This window comes from Rhizobium croatiense, assembly GCF_019793465.1.
GTDB lineage: Bacteria > Pseudomonadota > Alphaproteobacteria > Rhizobiales > Rhizobiaceae > Rhizobium > Rhizobium croatiense.
Genome location: NZ_JAILYJ010000019.1, coordinates 75,125 through 94,174, shown reverse-complemented (window position 1 = coordinate 94,174; position 19,050 = coordinate 75,125). Strand labels below are relative to the sequence as shown.

General features: G+C 58.6%; 16 protein-coding genes and 3 pseudogenes. 6 read left to right on the top strand and 13 right to left on the bottom strand.

Features of this window, described 5'->3' with window-relative positions; translation table 11 throughout:
* Positions 1-65: 65 nt before the first annotated feature.
* The 5 genes and pseudogenes from K6M89_RS31540 to K6M89_RS25965 all read right to left on the bottom strand — a co-directional run.
* Positions 66-344 (bottom strand): annotated as a pseudogene (locus K6M89_RS31540) (exopolysaccharide biosynthesis protein); the annotation flags it as partial.
* Positions 323-463: an exopolysaccharide biosynthesis protein gene (locus tag K6M89_RS31535; RefSeq protein ID WP_281414082.1), complete on the bottom strand. Its 141-nt coding sequence runs from the start codon at positions 461-463 to the stop codon at positions 323-325. The pseudogene K6M89_RS31540 and the gene K6M89_RS31535, both read right to left, overlap by 22 nt.
* The gene (locus tag K6M89_RS31530) at positions 405-686 is read right to left on the bottom strand and encodes an exopolysaccharide biosynthesis protein (protein WP_281428487.1); all 282 of its coding nucleotides are present in this window, start codon (positions 684-686) and stop codon (positions 405-407) included. Before K6M89_RS31530 ends, K6M89_RS31535 begins: the two co-directional genes overlap by 59 nt.
* A 175-nt stretch (positions 687-861) precedes the next feature.
* Complete coding sequence (locus tag K6M89_RS31525) at positions 862-987, bottom strand: hypothetical protein (protein ID WP_281428488.1); 126 nt, start codon at positions 985-987, stop codon at positions 862-864.
* Between the two features lie 66 nt (positions 988-1,053).
* Positions 1,054-1,537, bottom strand: a pseudogene (locus K6M89_RS25965) (TerC family protein); the annotation flags it as partial.
* On the opposite strand from K6M89_RS25965, the pseudogene K6M89_RS31200 reads away from it, so the two are divergent.
* A pseudogene (locus tag K6M89_RS31200) lies at positions 1,538-1,876 on the top strand (Lrp/AsnC family transcriptional regulator); the annotation flags it as partial. It lies immediately after the preceding pseudogene.
* A gap of 91 nt (positions 1,877-1,967) precedes the next feature.
* Here K6M89_RS31200 and K6M89_RS25955 read toward each other — a convergent pair.
* On the bottom strand, positions 1,968-3,245 hold the full coding sequence (locus tag K6M89_RS25955; protein ID WP_222141486.1) for an NAD(P)/FAD-dependent oxidoreductase: 1,278 nt from the start codon (positions 3,243-3,245) through the stop codon (positions 1,968-1,970).
* A gap of 707 nt (positions 3,246-3,952) precedes the next feature.
* Here K6M89_RS25955 and K6M89_RS25950 point away from each other — a divergent pair.
* Positions 3,953-4,828: a GNAT family N-acetyltransferase gene (locus tag K6M89_RS25950; protein ID WP_222141485.1), complete on the top strand. Its 876-nt coding sequence runs from the start codon at positions 3,953-3,955 to the stop codon at positions 4,826-4,828.
* A gap of 435 nt (positions 4,829-5,263) precedes the next feature.
* On the opposite strand, the gene acs is transcribed toward K6M89_RS25950, so the two are convergent.
* The 6 genes from acs to K6M89_RS25920 all read right to left on the bottom strand — a co-directional run bounded on the left by acs (position 5,264) and on the right by K6M89_RS25920 (position 14,163).
* The gene (acs, locus tag K6M89_RS25945; RefSeq protein WP_222141484.1) at positions 5,264-7,234 is read right to left on the bottom strand and encodes an acetate--CoA ligase; all 1,971 of its coding nucleotides are present in this window, start codon (positions 7,232-7,234) and stop codon (positions 5,264-5,266) included.
* Positions 7,235-7,385: 151 nt separating this feature from the next.
* Positions 7,386-8,720 (bottom strand): NAD(P)/FAD-dependent oxidoreductase, encoded by a 1,335-nt coding sequence (locus tag K6M89_RS25940; RefSeq protein WP_222141483.1) that lies wholly within the window; start codon positions 8,718-8,720, stop codon positions 7,386-7,388.
* Between the two features lie 150 nt (positions 8,721-8,870).
* On the bottom strand, positions 8,871-9,749 hold the full coding sequence (locus K6M89_RS25935; protein WP_097584432.1) for an ABC transporter permease: 879 nt from the start codon (positions 9,747-9,749) through the stop codon (positions 8,871-8,873).
* 32 nt (positions 9,750-9,781) lie between these two features.
* Positions 9,782-10,732 (bottom strand): ABC transporter permease, encoded by a 951-nt coding sequence (locus K6M89_RS25930; protein ID WP_097584423.1) that lies wholly within the window; start codon positions 10,730-10,732, stop codon positions 9,782-9,784.
* Positions 10,733-10,799: 67 nt separating this feature from the next.
* The gene (locus K6M89_RS25925) at positions 10,800-12,470 is read right to left on the bottom strand and encodes a peptide ABC transporter substrate-binding protein (RefSeq protein ID WP_222141482.1); all 1,671 of its coding nucleotides are present in this window, start codon (positions 12,468-12,470) and stop codon (positions 10,800-10,802) included.
* A 49-nt stretch (positions 12,471-12,519) separates the two neighbouring features.
* Positions 12,520-14,163 carry an ABC transporter ATP-binding protein gene (locus K6M89_RS25920; protein ID WP_222141507.1) on the bottom strand — a complete coding sequence of 548 codons (1,644 nt, stop codon included), beginning with the start codon at positions 14,161-14,163 and terminating at the stop codon, positions 12,520-12,522.
* A 216-nt stretch (positions 14,164-14,379) separates the two neighbouring features.
* Here K6M89_RS25920 and K6M89_RS25915 point away from each other — a divergent pair, with 216 nt between their 5' ends.
* Positions 14,380-15,048 carry a FadR/GntR family transcriptional regulator gene (locus K6M89_RS25915; RefSeq protein WP_183919640.1) on the top strand — a complete coding sequence of 223 codons (669 nt, stop codon included), beginning with the start codon at positions 14,380-14,382 and terminating at the stop codon, positions 15,046-15,048.
* Positions 15,049-15,145: 97 nt separating this feature from the next.
* Here the strand turns inward: K6M89_RS25915 and K6M89_RS25910 are convergent, their stop codons facing one another.
* Positions 15,146-15,994 (bottom strand): LysR substrate-binding domain-containing protein, encoded by an 849-nt coding sequence (locus K6M89_RS25910; RefSeq protein WP_246642689.1) that lies wholly within the window; start codon positions 15,992-15,994, stop codon positions 15,146-15,148.
* Positions 15,995-16,123: 129 nt separating this feature from the next.
* Between K6M89_RS25910 and K6M89_RS25905 the strand changes: the two genes are divergently transcribed.
* Genes K6M89_RS25905 through K6M89_RS25895 form a run of 3 tightly spaced genes read left to right on the top strand, consistent with a single transcriptional unit; the run spans position 16,124 to position 19,046 of the window.
* A complete protein-coding gene (locus tag K6M89_RS25905; protein ID WP_183919645.1) occupies positions 16,124-17,335 on the top strand; it encodes a four-carbon acid sugar kinase family protein in 1,212 nt (403 codons plus the stop codon).
* Positions 17,332-18,306: a 4-hydroxythreonine-4-phosphate dehydrogenase PdxA gene (gene pdxA, locus K6M89_RS25900; protein WP_222141481.1), complete on the top strand. Its 975-nt coding sequence runs from the start codon at positions 17,332-17,334 to the stop codon at positions 18,304-18,306. The genes K6M89_RS25905 and pdxA overlap by 4 nt, the downstream gene beginning before the upstream one ends.
* A gap of 11 nt (positions 18,307-18,317) precedes the next feature.
* Positions 18,318-19,046 (top strand): nitronate monooxygenase family protein, encoded by a 729-nt coding sequence (locus tag K6M89_RS25895; protein WP_222141480.1) that lies wholly within the window; start codon positions 18,318-18,320, stop codon positions 19,044-19,046.
* The last annotated feature ends 4 nt before the right edge of the window (positions 19,047-19,050 follow it).

Here is a 19,050-nt window from a genome sequence, read left to right as displayed (position 1 = left end):
CTTCCATTGCCGTCACCCCGCGGAAAGCTCCTCCTCGGCGTCGATGGCCAGCGCCCTGCATACGGTCACCCAAATGCAGCGACGACGGCGTGTGCCAAAGCGGTGGTCGCCGCCAAGGCCAGGACTGAAAGTCCGGCTCCGATCAAAGCAACCAGTCCATCGCGTTCCATCGGTGCGACTGCGATGACGATCAGGGCGAAGGCCCGCAAAAAATTCCCGAAGGGTATGGGCAGTGCGATTGCGATGGCGAGAAGAAAGATGGGAATGCCGAGCAGCATCCGCACTGGTTTGCCGGCGAGGACCGCAAGCCGGTCACGTCGCATCATCTTTTCCGCCCAGGCGACGAGAGGTGCCCCGTATAGCGAAGCGCGGAATCCACGACCGCTGTCGAAAGCATGCGCCGCTTAAGAGCAGAAGGGAGCCAGACGGTCTCGCGTCCCACCGCGATTTGGAGAGCGACCATTGGCCAACGGCGTTCCAAACACCATCCCAAACGGACCAGGAACTGGCATAAGTGTCGGCAAAGTCAGAAGCAGGGCGACCAGGGAAGTGCCGGCCTGTCCCAGGACGGATATGGCCCTTCCGACTTCGATACCGCCGTCAGCGCGGCCCTGAGCGGCAAGCTCGCGCAGGCGGCCCGAGGCGACCCCTTCCCTACGCTCAGACTCTCCATTGCGCTTCGTCATGCTTCACCATCCCCCGGCGTCTGTTTCAACACGCCAATCAACTGCGCACATCCAGGCGCACTCCTGTCCAGGAGATCGATCGGATCCTTCCAGCCGATTGAAATGCCGACGGCGGTCGAGACCGCCCAGCCCAATTCGTTGGTTGCGCGCTCGGGCAGGCGGGGCGCCTGAGTTGTCAACACAGTGAGGCACGGGTGATTTCTGTGGGCGCCTTCGCTGCGGCGACAAGCGCCGCCACTTCGTCCTGCAACGGCGCGATCAGCAACATCGAGAAGATCGAGGCGACGATTTCAGAGAACATCTTCACATTCCTCCTGTTTGTTTCGGGCGGCGGCGCGCCCAGGGTATTGAGGGCGCTGGGATTGGTGCGGGTCTTCAGCAGGCTCCAGGCGACGCCGCTAGCGATGATTGCGAAAGGTGACGCCGAGCGACAGAGCGGCGGGGGGCTTCTCCAGGCCCAGCATGTCGGCGATGAAGATCTTCGAACCGATGAAGACGAGCACGAGCGCCAGCGCGGGTTCGAGATATTTGAAGCGATGGATCATCGCCGCCAGCGCGAAGTAGAGGGCGCGCAAGCCCAGGATCGCGAAGATGTTCGCCGTGTAGACGATGAACGGATCCGTCGTGATCGCGAAGATCGGCGGGACCGAGTCGACAGCGAAGATGACGTCGGCGACCTCGATCAGGACCAGGTCCATGAAAAGCGGCGTGATGAACCAGACAGTCCTGCCGGTCCGCGGATGTGCCTGCTTCACGAAGAACCTTTCGCCGTGATGGCTGTCAGTGATGTTGAAACGGCTGCTGATGAAGCGCACCAGCACGTTCTTGGAGACGTCGGGCTCAGCATTCTTGAAGGTTTTATCGAAGGCCATTCCGCGCAAATCAATGTCGCAAAGCTAGGCCAGACGCTAACGGTTTTCACCGAGATTACCCTGAAGAACCACCGGCAGGTCGACTTCGCCCGTTTTCTGGCGACGGTCGAAAAGGTTGACCAGGTCATTGAATGCCATCTCGTCTCCGGCGGCTATGACTATCTCTTGAAATTCGTTACATCCGATATCGGCGAGTATCAGACGATCATGGAGCGGCTCTCCGATCTGGAGATCGGCATCGACAAATATTTCAGTTTCGTGGTGCTGAAGTCGCCCATCGTCAAAGCGCATATGCCGTTAACGCGTCTGTTTCCTCTGTGGGTTGGCCACGCGCTTTCAACGCCACGCGGACACTCATGCTGTGTTTGCCAGCCGAGGCCTCTTCAGTTGCTAATACGTCGTGCGGAAATCAGGGCATCAAGTCCTTCATTCGATAATAGGTGCCCACAATAGGCAGGAACCAGGGATTCCCGGCATGCAACGGAACCGCGGGCCAGGCAAAACCGTCAAGCGGGTTGGCGTCCTTCTGCCCCATGGCAATATCGGCAAGCGCGTTGCCCATGAAAGTCGATAACTGGGCTCCGTGGCCGGAATAACCCATGCTGTAAATCACCCCGTCGGCGCTGCCCGCCCGAGGATAACGATCCTGCGTGCAACCAACGAGGCCGCCCCAGCAATAGTCGATCTCGACATTTGCGAGCTGCGGGAAGACGCTAACCATCTGCTGGCGTAGAAGCTGACCCGAGCTAACGTTGGTTTTTTGGTTCGATACTGCCGAAAATCTGGCGCGGCCGCCGAAGAGCATGCGGTTGTCAGGTGTGAGGCGGAAATAATTGGCGATGTTGAGGGAGTTCGTGAAGTTACGGTTGCCCGGAAGCGTCGTGGCAATCTCCTGCGAGGTGAGCGGACGTGTCACAATGATGAAGGAAGCGATCGGCATGAGCCTTCGGCGGAAATAGTTGAAGGTGCTTGGGGTATAGGCGTCTGTTGCCAGAATGACCTGGCGCGCGGTTAGTGTGCCTGTCGGCGTGTTGAGGCGCCAGCCATTCCGCATGCGTTCGCGCGCGGTGACGGGGCTACGTTCCCAGATCGCCGCGCCATGGCGGTGGGCCGCCTGGGCCAAGCCATTGGCGTAGCGTCCCATGTGCATCATCGCGGATTTCGGAGAGAGAATTCCGCCATGGAAGGCATCCGAAATCACCTCCTTTCGTAGGTCCTCACGCGTCAGCCATTCGGCTGACGGGTCAACCTCCCGCCGGATTTCTGCGCACATCGTTTGGAGCTTGGCCACGTGGGACGGCTTCGAGGCCAGTTTGATTTTGCCGCCCCGCCGGAAGTCGCACGCGATCTTTTCATCCTCGATGATCCGTTCAATCAAATCGATCGAGTCATCATAAGCTCGCCACAAGCGGCGTGCCCGGTCTTCCCCGAGATGTTGTTTTGCGGCGCCGAAACTTGCGAAATGACCGCTATTGAGGTGCCCTCCGTTGCGACCGGACGCACCATACCCGACGTGCTCCGCTTCCAGCAGAGCGACCTTCACCCCGGATTGCGCCAGTTTGCGCGCAGCGCTCAGGCCCGTGAAGCCCGCACCGATCACGGCCACCTCGAAATCTCCCGAGACCGGGCCGGCGGTGCCCATAGCAAATGGGATGGAAGTTTCATGCCAGTACGAAGCAAATCTCATCGCGCCAAGCCCTTATGCTCGTCTGATCGAATGCTTCAAGTATAGACCTGGTTGCGCTCAATAGTGCGGGGCGATCGGCCGCGTCCCGCAATATTTCACTGTCTTGTGAGGTGTGAACCACACGATATTTTGTTTGCGTGGCACGCGCCCCAGGTGCCGCAGATTTGAATGTGCTCACCGCATTCCGGCGCGCCCACCGCGATGGTCGTTCAGTCATAAACACACATAGATCTTGCGCACCGTTTTGATGAAGGATCCGAGTTCCACTCTGCCTCGCCGGCCGGCACGACATGACAGGGAAGTAAGTCGGCCCAATCGACGCACAGATTGAAGCAGCCCCTTCCGACCCGGGAGAAGAGTGTCACGTTGGCTCCGCCATTCGGCGGCAATTACCAACCCCAACCCGCGATCGCTCCGCAGAAGGTAGTCCCAACGGAAGAAATGCGATCAATAGACGAGAACATCTTTAGCGTTCATGCCCGAACAGTCGACCTTAGAGTCGGCTTGGATGACACACTCTAAGCGGAGCTAAGTGCGATTCCTGCCGAATCGCGGCTTTGTTAGGTAAAAGATTGCGGATTATGCCTAAAAGCAAGCCGAACCTGCCGCTCTTTGCTTGTAATATCCTAACAAGATTGCACCTATTGCCCGGGTTAGAGACACTGCCAGCGCGGTGGACGATCCGGAGAACGGAGCGGATAGCTAAAATGCAAAAATCGGTGCGCCTGAAGTCGTTCGAACTAATCGCCCAGGATATCAAGAGCGTTGACGTAAGCCTGCTTCATGCCTTGTCGACCGGCGTGGGCTGGCCGCATCGTCTCAAGGATTGGGAGTTTCTGCGCCGCGCCGGCCGGGGCATCGTCGCCGTGGATGGCATTGGACGCGTCTTCGGAAGTGCAATGTGGTTTCCTCATGGAGACGATTTTGCCACCATCGGCCTCGTGATCACATCGCCTCGCACGCAGTCAGAGGGAAACGGCCGCTGGTTGATGCAACAAGTGTTCGAGCAGTGCGGCGACCGCAATCTGGCTCTGAACTCGACCGATGCGGCTTATAAACTCTATCTGGCGCTCGGTTTCACAAAGGAAGCGACCGTTTACCAGTATCAGGGGGAGGTCCCTCCTGCGCTACCCGCGCTACCAGCTTTGAATGGTGAGTTGAGTGCGCTGTCGATCGATAAGATCGAGGAGATTACCGCTCTGGACACATGTGCCTTCGGGACGAACCGAGCGCGCTTGCTTGCCCTTCTTGCAGAAGGTGCTGCAATTTGCGTGCTTCGGCGCGGCGGCGGAATCGTCGGCTACTCCATGTGTCGCGAGTTCGGACGCGGTCACGTGGTCGGCCCTATCGTGGCAAGCAATGATCACGATGCGATGCATCTCGCGGCCGTGCATCTTGAAGATCTGGCTGGTCAATTTGCCCGCGTCGATACGCGGGAGAAAGGCCCATTTGCCAACTTTCTTCAACAAAGCCGGCTGGCTATATCCGAGACCGTTACGACCATGTCCAAAGGCCGTCCGTTCCTGAATCGAAAAGCGAATGAACCGGCGGTATTTGGCCTCGCTGGCCATGCCTTGAGCTAGTCTTGCCGATGCCAGAGGAGCGAAAATCCAGAGCTGCGACCATCTGGTACGATGGTGTCCAGCTAATCCGCCGCGTGAGAGACGCAGACCATCGTGCCGTCAGTGGTGTCCCTCAAGCAAGCGGTCAATAAGATATCGCGTTGATTGATCCTGCCCGATAGACAATTTGGTCTTGCAGGTCCCGCAGTTCCGTGCTGGCAGGATCTGCTGATGTTCGTCGAGTTTCGACCTCGAAAGCAATATCGTCCATACCGCTCGAAGAACGCTGCGAACAGAATGTTGGGCCAAAATGAAACGATAGGGCGATAAGCAAAGGCCGCACGTCCCGCGATGACGACCGGGGCTGGCAAGTAATCTCGTTGATCGGACGTTCATAGATATTATCGAGGCGCGCCATTAGATATCTTTTCAGGCCAGTGTCATACTTCTGAACCATCAATACGTGATGGCCCCAGCCGTTGCCTTGTTCTGCCGGTTGGCGATCAGATCATCGACGACAGCCGGGTCGGCAAGTGTCGAGGTATCGCCGAGCGCGCCGAAATCGTCCTCGGCGATCTTGCGCAGGATGCGGCGCATGATTTTGCCCGAGCGGGTCTTCGGCAGGCCGGGGGCGAACTGGATCTTGTCGGGCGAGGCGATCGGGCCGATTTCGGCACGGACGTGTTTCACCAGTTCCTGGCGAAGCGTGTCCGTCCCTTCGTGGCCGGCCATCAGCGTCACATAGCAATAGATCCCCTGACCCTTGATGGCATGCGGATAACCGACGACCGCGGCTTCCGAAACCAGATTGTGCGACACGAGCGCGGATTCCACCTCCGCGGTGCCAAGCCGATGGCCCGAGACGTTGAGCACGTCGTCGACGCGGCCGGTAATCCAGTAGTAGCCGTCTTCATCGCGGCGGCAGCCGTCGCCGGTAAAGTACTTGCCTTTGTAAGTTGAGAAATAGGTCTGGATGAAGCGCTCGTGATCGCCATAGACGGTGCGCATCTGGCCCGGCCAGCTGTCGGCTATGCAGAGATTGCCGTCGGCGGCCCCTTCCAGCACCTTGCCCTCATTGTCGACCAGCTCAGGCTTGACGCCGAAGAACGGCGTCGTCGCCGAACCCGGTTTCAGGTCGGTCGCACCGGGCAGCGGCGTGATCATGTGGCCGCCGGTCTCCGTCTGCCACCAGGTATCGATCACAGGGCAGCGTTTGTCGCCGACGACGTTGTAATACCACTCCCAGGCCTCCGGATTGATCGGTTCGCCGACCGTGCCGAGCAGGCGCAGCGAAGAGCGCGACGAGCGCGTGACGAATTCGTCACCGGCGCCCATCAGTGAGCGGATCGCCGTCGGCGCGGTATAGAAGATATTGACCTTGTGCTTGTCGATAACCTCCCAGAAGCGGCCCTGATCGGGGAAATTCGGCACGCCCTCGAACATCAGCGTCGTCGCGCAGTTCGAAAGCGGCCCGTAGACGATATAGGAATGGCCGGTGACCCAGCCGACATCGGCCGTGCACCAGTAGACGTCGCCATGATGGTAATCGAAGACATATTCATGCGTCATCGAGGCGTAGACGAGATAACCGCCCGTCGTGTGCAGCACGCCCTTCGGCTTGCCGGTCGAGCCTGACGTGTAGAGAATGAACAGCGGATCTTCCGCCTTCATCTTCACCGGCGGGCATTCGGCCTTCACCGTGGTGACTTCCTGGTGATACCAGAGGTCGCGGCCCGGCGCCCAGCCGGTCTTGCCGCCGGTGCGGCGCACGACCAGCACCTTGCTGACATTGACGTGCTGACGGGCGGCGATGTCGATCGCCGTATCGGTATTGTCCTTCAGCGGCACCGGCTTGCCGCCGCGCAGACCTTCGTCGCAGGTGATGACGAAGGTGGACTCGCAGTCGACGATGCGCCCGGCCAAGGCCTCGGGCGAGAAGCCGCCGAAGACGACCGAATGCACCGCGCCGATGCGGGCGCAGGCGAGCATCGCATAAGCCGCCTCGGGGATCATCGGCATGTAGATGGTGACGCGATCGCCCTTCTTGACGCCGTGCTTCTTCAACACATTCGCCATCCGGCAGACGTGCTCGTAAAGCTCGTTATAGGTGATCTTCTTGTCGATATAGGGATTGTCGCCTTCCCAGATGATCGCCACCTGGTCGCCGTTCGTCTTCAGATGACGATCGATGCAATTATAGGAGACGTTGGTCTGGCCGTCCTCGAACCACTTGATCGAAACCTTGCCGGTAAAGGAGGTGTTCTTGACCTTGGTATAGGGCTTGAACCAGTCGATCCGCTTGCCGTGTTTGCCCCAGAACTTGTCCGGGTTCTCGACGCTTTCCTCGTACCCTTTCAGGTACTTCTCCTTATCGATCAGGGCTCGTTCCCGGATGAGACGCGGCACGGTATAGCGCTCGTGGACCACTTTTTAACTCCTATGATTGGCCCCTTGAAACTGATCCCGATCGACGAGAATCTTGAAGCCGGTTCTGTCTGATTGATACCCCGGACCCATTCGTCGGTCTGAGGCCCCCTTGGGCACGCTGCAGCGCTGGGGCTGCAATCAACATCGACTGCTACATCATTTCCGGTCGTCTGATTGCCGAGCCATCGCTGAACCGGCTCAGCCTGTAGGGTGAAATATCCGTGATGGGCGTCTCGTTCATCACGATCTCGCTGACCAACCGACCGGCACCCGGTCCGATGGCAAAGCCGTGTCCGCTAAATCCCGCGGCAATCACGTAACCAGGCAGATGCTCCACTCTTGAGATGATCGGAACGAGATCTGGGGAAGTATCGATGAGCCCTCCCCACGCGCGCTCGATCCCGATCCCCTTGAGCGCTGGATATTCGCGTTCAAGGTTCTTCAATGCGAGCTTCACGAGCTGTCCATCCGGCGCTGGATCCAGAATGCGGTTTTTCTCAAACGGCGAGATTTCATCGTTCTCCCAGCTGCTGAAAGCATCGGGTCCATTCCAGAAGCTGCTGTTCAGTCTGTACTTCAGCTTCTTACCGATCTTACTGCGGTACATCTGGTAGAATTTGAACGCATATCGCATGCCTCGAGGCGTGATATCTAGCGTTCCACGCCCCGGTACGGCAATTGTGTATGACCCGTCTATCCGACGACGCAAGACGAAGTTTGAGGCGGAGAGGCATCCGGCTTGAATGATTTGGGGCGCAGGAGTGGTCTTGATCGCCGTCCCCGCGATGTTTGCGACCGGAATTTCGATGCCATACCGATGAGAAAACCGGGACGCCCATGCTCCGCCGGCGCAGACAACGGTGTTGGCTCTCACCAGTCCTCGCTCTGTCCAAACGCCTGTTATCCGGCCGTTGGCAATGTCGAGGCCCCGGACCGCACAGTTCTGGTGCAACGATACGCCATTTTCCTTCGCGGCCTCGGCGATGGCAGGCACAGCCAGGCCGGGCTCGGCTCTCCCATCGCTTGGCGACCAAACGCCACCTATCCAGGAAGACGTGCCGCCCGAAGCGCGCTCATTAGCCTCAGAAGCGCTGAGTATCTGGCTATGAAATCCCCGAAGGCGAGCAGCCTGACCCCACTTTTCCCAACGGGCGACATCCGCCTCTTCTTTGGTGCAGTAAAGGATTCCGCTTCGACGAAACCCGAGATCACGGCCTATTTCGGTGCTCAGCTCCTCCCAGCGCCGCAGACTGTACATGGCTAAAGGGAGTTCATAGAGGTCACGATTCTGCTGTCGGACCCACCCCCAGTTACGGCTCGACTGCTCGCCACCGACGATTCCCTTTTCGAGCAGGGCAACCGAGACCCCCTTGCGAGCGAGTTCATAGGCCGTGCAGGTACCGACGATCCCTGCGCCGACTACGACGACGTCGACCTGGCCTGGAAAAGAGGCGCTATCACTTACTTTCTGAACCTGGACCCGCATTGCTTCTGTTCCTCTGGCATCGCGCTCAAGTCATCTCCGACGGGAAACGCTAAACGCTCAATTATTAGTGTGCGAGCAGTCGTTTCCGACCCTTATCATCGGATGATCTCGCTACTCTTGCTGACGGCGCCGCACGAAATCGTGGTTCTCTCAGCTGTGATCACCGCGAACATCGAACGCATCGCGGAGGCCGTCGCCGATGAAGTTGAAGCTGGTGACAGCGATCGTTATGGCCGCGCCGGGAATAATCGCCAGCCAGGGCGCGGTACCCAGATATTGCTGCGCGCCGTTCAGCATATTGCCCCAGCTGGGCAGTGGCGGCTGAATTCCATAGCCGAGGAAGCTGATATAGGCCTCCATCAGGATCGCGCGGGCGACGGTCAGGGTGGCCGCGACAATGATCGGACCGATGGCATTGGGAAGGATCTCACGGAACATGATATGCGTTGCGCTCAGTCCCAGCATGCGGCCCGCCAGCACGAATTCACGCTCGCGCAGGGAGCGAACCTCGGCCTCGACAATTCGGGCAACTTCCATCCAGCTCGTTGCAGCGATGACCACGGTGATCATGAAAGGACTCGGCTTCAACGCAGCCGCAAGAGCAAGCACCAGGAAGATGGACGGGAAGGACAGGAAGCCATCAACGGCACGCATCAGTACCGTGCCGACCAGACCACCCCTATATCCCGCCACTACGCCGACCAGTGTTCCGATCAGGGTCGACAAAAGCATCGCCGAGAAACCGACCAGCAGCGAAATTCGGCCCGCCATGAACAATCGGGCGGCCAAGTCTCGCCCCAGCGGGTCGGTGCCGAGATAATGTTGACCTGTCAGCGGCGGAGCGAAGCGGGCGCGCAGATCGATATAGAGCGAATCGTACGGCAACAAATGGGGTCCGAGGACGCACGCGAGGGTCAGGAGGGCGATCATCACCATGCCGATGAGGGCCAGATGATGCTTCATGAAACGGTGCGTCGTTCGGCTGTTCCACCAGCGCTCCCGGGTTGAATTTGCGGCAATGGCAGTCATGATGGCTGACTCCTGATGGGCGTTCATGGCGCTTAACTCAGACGGATACGGGGATCGATGAAGGCGACAACGATGTCGGCGGCCAGGTTGCTAAGCACGACAAGGATCGCCGAGAACATGAGCAATCCCATGACGACCGGGTAGTCGCTGTAGCCGAGGCTGTCGAGGAACAGGCGGCCCATCCCCGGCCAGGTGAAAACCGTCTCGGTCACCAACGCCCCCGTCAGGACGCTGGGAAGCTGCATCCCAAGGAGCGTGATCATCGGCAGGAGGGCATTGCCGATAACATGTTTCATCAGAATTCGCCGCTCGCTCAATCCTTTGGCGCGGGCTGTCTTGACGAATTCCTGATTGATAACGTCGAGAGTGGCCGTTCGCATATAGCGGCTCCAGATGGCCACATGTACCAGCGCGAGCACCACGCTGGGCAGAATTAGATGGTGGAGATAATTCAGAACGGACTCGTCGCCGATCGTGTACATGTTGCCGGCCGGCAGCCAGCCAAGTTTGAGCGAGAACACGTAAATGCCGATCAGGCCGAACCAGAAAGTCGGGATCGAAAGAGCCACCATCGCACCGACCGTCGCCATGTAGTCGAAAAGCGAATAGCGTTTGATGGCGCCGCGGACGCCGATCCACGTTCCGATGGCGATCGCGATGACGGTGGACGATCCCATCAACAACAGCGTTGCCATTAGGTGCCGTCCAATTACTTCGATTACTGGTGCTCCGTCACGGAAGGAATGGCCCCAGTCTCCCTTTACGAGGCGCCAGGCCCAATCCAGATACTGCATCCACAGAGGACGGTTGAGGCCAAGCTGCTCCGCCAGTCGGTTCAGGTCATCCTGCGTCATGCTCGCATCCAGCCCAAATTGTGCCAGGGGCCCGCCGGGGATCAGGTTGAGGACCACGAAGCCAATGACGGAAACGATGAGGAGCAGTACGAGGCTCTGAGCGAACCGGTTAAGTAGGAAGCTACGCATGGAGCTCTCCCTTTGATAGCGCCAATAGAGGTCGCCGCCGCGACACGCGGCGGCGACGGTAGGTTACTCAGCTCTTCCAATGCCAGGCGGCAGCATGCCATGAGGCCGTGCGCGTGTTCGTATTCGGTTCCCAGCCCTCAAAGCCTTCCTTCGTGCCAACCACATAGGTGGCGGCAAACAGCGGAAGGAAGGGAAGGTCCTGACGCACGATTTCCTGGATGCGGTAGTAGATTTCACGCCGTGCATCCGGATCGAAGGTCTGGGCACCCTTCTTGAGCAGCGCATCCACTTCCGGATTAGAATACTGGCCGACGTTCGATCCCTTTCCACCCTTCGCGGCAATCGCGCTGCTCGCAAGACGGTTGGTTGCATCGGGATCCGCGGCAATCAGATGCGTCACGCCCGAGATTGCCGTGTCGAATTGTGACTTCAGCCAGAATTCGCCGAACATGACGGCGGCCGGCAAATTCGAGATGGTCATCTGGACGCCAATTTCAGCAAATGTCTGCTGCAGGAACTGCTGCACCTGCTCACGAAGATTGTTGCCTGACGTCGTCGAGTTGTTAAATGCCAGCTTCACTCCATTCTTCTCACGGATCCCATCCGATCCCGGCACCCAGCCGGCATCGTCGAGGAGCTTGCGTGCGGCGTCGAGATTGAATTCCTGCGCCGGAAGGTTCGGATTGAAATAGTACGACTCCTTCGGCATGAAGGTTTCGGTCGTTGTGACCACGCCGAAATAGAGCGCGTCGATGATTGCCGCCCTGTCCATTGCGGCATAGAGTGCCTGACGCACTGCAAGCTCCTTGAACTGCGGCCGCTCGAGATTGAGGTAGAGCGACTCGACGGAGGCACCGGGCACGAGGCTCACCACACGGCCCGGCAATTTGCTGGCTTCCTCGTAGTGGTCTGGCGTGATGTAGGCCTGGTCTGTGAGGTCGATGTCGCCGCTCTTGAACTGCGTGTACAGCACCGTCTGGTCAGGAATGTATTTGAATACAAGCTGTTCGACATACGGACCGTCCGCAAAATAATCCGGGTTCGCGGCCAGTTCGAGATGGTCACCTGCTACGCGCTGGCTCCACTTGAAAGCGCCTGTGCCAACGGGTGCCTGGTTGAAGGCTGCGGTGTTCGGATCGGCCTCATTCTCGAGAAGGTGCTTTGGCACGATGAAGGTTTCGGTGAGAAACGAGAGGTAAGGAGCGAATACCTGCTCCATGCGCCAGGTGATTTCAGTTGGCGAGACTACCGTGAGGTCACGCACCAGCGAATGGCCGCCGGTACGCCAGGCGCGGAATTTCGGATTGGTGATCAATTCAAGGGTGAACTTCACATCCTCGGCCGTGAACGGCTTGCCGTCATGCCAGCGAACATCATCACGGAGGCGGACGCGCCAGTTCAGGCCATCTTGGGAGATGCCGCCGTTCTTTTGCGTCGGCACTTCTGCCGCAAGATTAGGCTGGAGCACGCCGCTGGGATCCATGCGAAAGAGGGCGTCGAAGAGCGAGAAGTGTACCGCATCGTCCGTTTCGATATGTGCCATCAGCGGATTGAAGACGGTCGGTTCCTGCGAAAGCCCGACCACGACACGACCCGCAGGTTTCTTGTCGGCGGCCCACGCAATATCCGGCTTGCCGATCAGGTTGGGAGCGGCGAAGCACGCAATGCCGCCTGCTGCCATCAGGCGCAGTGCGTCGCGCCGAGAATAGTTCGCTTTGGTCGTAGAATCTTTTGTCATTTTATTCCCTCTCTTTTGCTCATTAGGAAGCTGCTGCCGGCAGTTGATCTCAGCTGTCTCTTCGGCTTTCTCCCGGAATTGCAGCAACAAGCTCGCGCGTGTAGGCCGATTGCGGCTTCAGGAAGATCTGAGACGGCGGGCCGCGTTCGACGACCCGGCCCTTCTGCATGACTGCAATTTCATCGCAGATCTGGCTGGCAACACGAAGATCATGGGTAATGAAGATCATTGAGACGCCGGTTTCGCGCTGGATTTGATCAAGCAGCTTGAGGATCTGGGCCTGGATCGACACATCAAGCGCGGAGACCGCCTCGTCCGCAATCAGCAGCTTCGGCTTGAACATCAGCGCCCGAGCAATGCCGATGCGCTGGCGCTGCCCACCCGAGAACTCGTGAGGGTAGCGGCCGAAGGCACCGGCATCGAGACCGACGTGGGAGAGCAAAGCTCGGGCCTCTTCGCGCGCCTGTGCGTAAGGCATGCCATGCGCGACGGGCCCGACGGTCAGGATCTGACCGATCGTGGAGCGTGGGTTGAGTGAGGCGAAAGGATCCTGGAAAATCATCTGAATTCGAGGGCGCAGTGGCCGAAACTCGGATTCTGAGAGTTTGACGATGTCCTTTCCCTCAAACAGGATCTGACCGCTGTCGCTGTCCTGAAGCTTGATCAGGAGCCGTCCCAGCGACGATTTTCCGGAACCGCTTTCCCCGACGATGCCGAGGGTGCGGCCCGCCGACAACGTGAATGACGCGTCCGTCACCGCAGGCACGACACGCTGGCTGCCGAACAGGGCGCTGCCGCTGCGGTAGGTCTTGCACAGTCCATGGACCGTCAGGATGGTCTCGTCGCTCGCCGGCGCATCGAGCTTTCTGTCTTCGCCCGTGAGGCGCGGAACAGCCGCGATCAGGCGCTGGGTATAGGGATGTCTGGGGGATTTGAGAACCTGATCGGCGCTGCCCTGCTCGACGATCCGTCCTTTCTCCATAACAACGACGCTATCGGCGATCTCAGCCACAACGCCAAAGTCGTGGGTGATGAACATAACGCTCATATCCTTACGACGCTGAATGTCTCGGATGAGCTTCAGGATCTGCGCCTGGGTGGTGACGTCAAGGGCTGTCGTTGGTTCGTCTGCGATCAAAACGGTCGGCTCGAGGGCGAGCGCCATCGCGATCATAACGCGCTGGCGCTGACCACCAGAAAGCCGGAACGGGTACTGGTGGTACATGAGTTCAGGGTCGGGCAGGCCGACTTCGGTCAGCAACTCGAGGGCGCGCTCGCGCCGCGAGGCTTTCGTACCCACTCCATGGGCCGCCATCACCTCGGTGACCTGTTCGCCGACCGTCATCAGCGGGTTCAGCGCCGAAAGCGGATCCTGAAAGATCATCGAGACGACACGGCCGCGCAGCTGGCGCAGCTTTTTTGCCGGCGCGCCGACAAGGGTCGTTCCGTCAAGCGTGATCGCGCCCGACGAGACTGGAATGACCTTAGGCAAGAGTCCCATGATCGTGTTCGCCGTTACCGATTTTCCCGACCCGGACTCGCCGATAATGCAAAGGATCTGACCACGCTTGAGCTCAAACGAAACATTTTCGACGGCATGAGCCCGTTCCATGCCTTTCGGCAGGTCGACTGTCAGGGCGCGCACCGAAAGCGCTGTCTCGTCTGCTGTAACAGCCTCAGTCGTTACGGCCATAGCTATATCTCCCTTGTCTAAGCAGCTTCTTGATTGATGTTTTTGTCGCTGCTTATGGGTGCTGCTCATAACTCTCGAGCGGTGCACCGCATGTTCCTGGACTTCAGCGCCATTCGCTACCAATCGGCGTTGGTTCTGCGATTAATATAAGATTGGTCTTGCCATTGGTGTCAATATAGATCAAATTGGTTTCGCAAAATTTTTATCGGAGGGCACATGAGCGTCGTGTTGAAGGATTTCATTGAGGCGGAAGGTCTGGAACCTGGGGATCGACTGCCTCCCGAGCGTGACCTGGCGTTGAAGCTCGGGCTGCCGCGTACCGCCCTGAGAAGGATGCTAAGCTCGTTAGAGAAGGAAGGCCGCCTTATCAGGCATGTTGGCAGAGGGACTTTTATCGCCGGCAGCGGCGTGAGCTCCAGCGCCCTCCGACCACCGTCCAGCAATGAAGGAAACACATTGCGCACCTATCCGGCGGAAGTTTTCGAGGCGAGGCTGATCATAGAGCCCAAGATCGCCGCGCTGGCAGCGTTACGAGCGACCAGGCAGGAAGTCGAAGAAATGCAGAAATCAATCGCTCGAGGCAACGCGTCGGAATCTCTTGGCGAATTCGAGAAATGGGACGCCGTTTTTCACCGTATCATCGTCCAAGCCGCGCGCAATGGTCTTCTTGCCTCGCTCTATGAAGGCATTCACGCTGTGCGCGCCGGAAATCTTTGGGGGAAAATGAAGGAACAATCGCTGACCTCTGAGCGCATGACGGCCTATATCGTCAGCCATCAGGCGATCCTCGACGCAATCAAGGATCGCGACAGCAGAGAGGCTGAGCGAAACATGTACGACCACATCATTGACGCCAGAACTAACATACTCGGACCGAGCATCTGAGAACGCGATCTGAGCGATTGGTATCGATTGCCTGCTATCTTGATCTAATCCTCTCGACAATCAGACGAAGCGGAGGGTGCCGGTCGAACCGCTCGCTTCAGGAGCCAAACTGCCCCCGTAGCCACGTTAGGAAGTCTCGCTTTCTGGCATCCCCCTCAAAAGCAAGGCGGCTCAAGAGGATGTAACTATAGCCGTTGCTGGAGAATCCTCGTGGCGCCACGAGTTGCCCGCTTTCGACAGCGTCGGCTACCAACGGCTCGGGGCCGATCGCGGCGCCTAATCCAGCGATTGCAGCCTCGATGCTCAGATAGAAATGTTCGAACACGTGACTACCGGGTGGATTTGGATCTCCGATCCGGTTGTCCGCCAGATACCTTGCCCATGCATCTCTACGCGTTGCCGAATGAATTCGAGGCAAGGAGAGGATGTCATCTCCGCCGGCAACCAGCAGGCGCGGCGCACATACTGGTCCGACACGTTCTTCGACCACCGTTTCCACAAAGAGCTCCGGCGACCAGCTAAAATCGCTCCTCCGTAGTGCCAAATCGATGTGACTTCTGTCGAAGCTCACAGGACCGCCAGCGGCCAGTACGTGAACTTCGATGTCAGGATGAAGTGCATTGAATTGCGGAAGGCGCGGGATCAGCCAGCGCTGCGTAAAGGTCGGTTCACATGAGACCACCAGCGGTGCCGAACCTCCACGCTTAATTTCGTCGCAGCAATCGCTGATCTGGCGGAACACCTCACTCATCGTGCCAAGCAGGCGTCGCCCCGCTGCGGTGAGGAAAACGGCTCTGTTTCTTCTTTCAAAAAGGGTTACGCCAAGCTCTTCCTCGAGCAAGCGGATTTGCTTGCTGACGGCGCTGTGCGTGACAAACAGTTCATTGCCGGCACGCCCGAAATTCAAATGACGTGCGGCAGCTTCAAAGGCTCTGAGCGCGGACAAAGAGGGGAATCGTGGGGCCATATCTGTGAGCTAAAGTGACTGAATTCTGTCAGAATTGATCGTTTTTCCGCCAAAGGCAATAGCGCTAATATCCTCGTCGTTACAGCGAATGCCGACAGGACTGCGACCTTGAAAGTAGGAATCCTAGCTGATGATCTCACGAGTGCAACGGATGGCGCTGGGCCATTCGTGAGCATGGGGCACAGATGCCTGGTTTTCACCGACTACCGGCAGACGTCACCGGAAAACGTGTCGATCATATCGGTGAACAAGGCAAGCCGCACCGCATCGGCTGAAGACGCTGCCGATCGGGCGAGGACGGCGGCGAGAAGCCTTGCGTACGCGGATATCCTTTACAATACCGTTGATTCCACCATTCGCGGCCACGTTGGAGTTGAGATAACTGCCGCGCTCGCGGCTTCCGGTCGGGCGATCGCAATCGTCGCTCCGGCTTTCCCCGCCGGTGGAAGAACCACTGAAGGCGGGCGGCAGCTTCTTCGTGGCGTGCCGTTGGAGCAAACCGAATTCGCCAAGGACCCGCTACACCCCATAACGGACTCCCATCTTCGCTCCCTTTTTCGAGACATCCCCGAGGCAGAAGTGGGTTATGTCACGCTTGCGGACCTGCGGGCATTGAGATCCGGTGAACTTGTCGCCGATGGCAGAAAGTTGCTGATCGCCGATGCGACTATGCAAGAAGACTTGGCACTGCTGGTGAAATCGGCGGCCGATCCAAAGTCCATCCTGTGGTGTGGATCTCCGGGCCTGGCGATCGCGCTGGCGGATTATGTAGGCCGGGGTGGTGAAATCGCACCGTCCACGGTCACGACATCTGTCAATCTCTTTGTCATCGGCAGCGTGAATCCGCAGAGCCGCGAGCAATGCTCAACACTGATAAGCACCGGCAACGCCCGGCAGATCATCATCAACTCGGAGGTGGCGTCTCGCTCCCCCGCTCTCGCTGCCGAACGAGCCGCTGCGGAGTACAGCCGATTTGGATCCGGCGGCGACATTATTCTAACCACCTCAGAAGGAAGTGCGTCAGCCAATCCTCGGGCCATCGCAACCGCTCTTGGCCAGGCTGTGCGGGCAGTAATGGGGAGTCACCCCGTTACCGGGCTTTTCCTCACGGGCGGTGACACTGCCGAATGCGTGTTGAGCGAACTTGAGATCAGTTCACTTGAACTCCTGAGCGAGGTCGAGCCTGGAATTCCGGTCGGCCGCACCACGGGACCGCATCCCATTCACATTATCACAAAGGCGGGCGGCTTCGGTTCGCCGCGTATCCTGGTGAAATCAGCCGAGTTGCTTCGGGGCCTCTGGCTTGGAGATAAGAAATGAAGAAGCCTATTGGAATAACCATGGGCGATCCCTGCGGGATCGGCCCGGAAATTATCGCCCGTGTTTTCGCGGATGGGCTGCCGGAACAAGCAGTAGTGATCGGTGACGCCAAGGTAATGGAGCGAGCGGTCCGGGCCCTTAATCTTGCCCTGCAGGTGCAGCCCATCGCGTCAGTCGATAACGCTCTGCCAGACAGCGGACTCATAGCCGTTCTCAACGTCTCGCATCTGCCGGACGATTTGCCCATCGGTCAGGTGGACGCTCGGGCCGGGCGTGCCAGCTACGACTATGTCGCACGGGCGATCGACGAAGCGCTGGCAGGAAACATCGGAGCAATCGTCACCGCGCCGATCAACAAGGAGGCGATGAAGCAAGGTGGGCTCCATTATCCCGGCCATACGGAAATCCTTGCTGAGCGGACGGGGACCGACAAGTTTGCAATGATGCTCGCGAACGACGAACTGCGCGTCATTCTGGTCACGATCCACGTATCATTGCGCGATGCCATCGACCTCGTGACAGAGGATTCAGTTTTCCGAACGATCGAATTGGCGCACCGGGCAGGTAAGGCTTATGGGATTGCATCTCCGCGCGTTGCGGTGGCCGGCCTCAATCCCCATGCCGGTGAAAATGGTATGTTCGGACGCGAAGATCTGGACATCATCGCGCCCGCAATCAGCCGGGCTCAGCACGTCGGAATAGACGCGTCCGGTCCCTGGCCCGGAGACACGATTTTCATGCGCGCTCGCAGGGGGGAGTTCGATATCGTCGTCGCGCAATATCACGATCAGGGCCTCATCCCGGTCAAGTATCTCGGTATCGACAACGGCGTCAACGTCACTATCGGTTTGCCTTTCATCCGTACGAGCGTCGATCACGGTACGGCATTCGACATCGCCGGCCAGGGTAAGGCCGATCATTCCTCTCTTCGCTACGCCTTCGATCAGGCGCTGCTTCTCAACGCATTCTAGGAGTGCTTTCGATGCCCCAAAATTCTCCCATCTTCATTTTTATGCTCACCAATCAGGATCGCACCGTTGCCGACGCGGCCGAGCGCCTCAAAGATGTGCTTGCCGCCGGCATCAAGCATGTGGGGTTCAAGGATATTGGATTGCCGTTCGATAAACTTCTGGTCCTCGCTTCAGCAGTCAAAGCGGCGGGTGCGAGTCTCTATCTCGAGGTTGTAAGCCTTGACGAGGAGAGCGAGCGACGATCCGCGCAAGCCGCGGTGGACCTTGGCGTCGACATCCTGATGGGTGGAACCCGGCCGAACGTCGTTCTGCCGGTCATCGCCGGGAAGAACATCCGGTACTATCCGTTCCCTGGCAAGATCGTCGGCCATCCGAGCAAGCTCGAAGGGACGATCGAAACGATCGTTGACAGTGCCCGGCAGTTGACGGCGATCGAGGGTGTCAGCGGTCTCGATCTGCTCGCTTATCGTTTCGACGGCGATGTCGAGGCGCTGATAACGCGCGTATGTGGGGCCATCGGCAAGCCCGTGGTGGTTGCCGGCTCGATCGACAGCCCGGAAAGGATGGCAGCCGTAGTGCGATCTGGCGCGGCAGGGTTTACCATCGGAACCGCTGCTTTCAACGGCGCATTTTCCGGCAGTCCCAATCTGCGGCTGGAAATCGAGACGGAAATCGACGTGCTCAAGCGAATTCAGGCTGATGCGGGTGATGTCGCACGGTCAGCATTAATATCCAACTAAATCG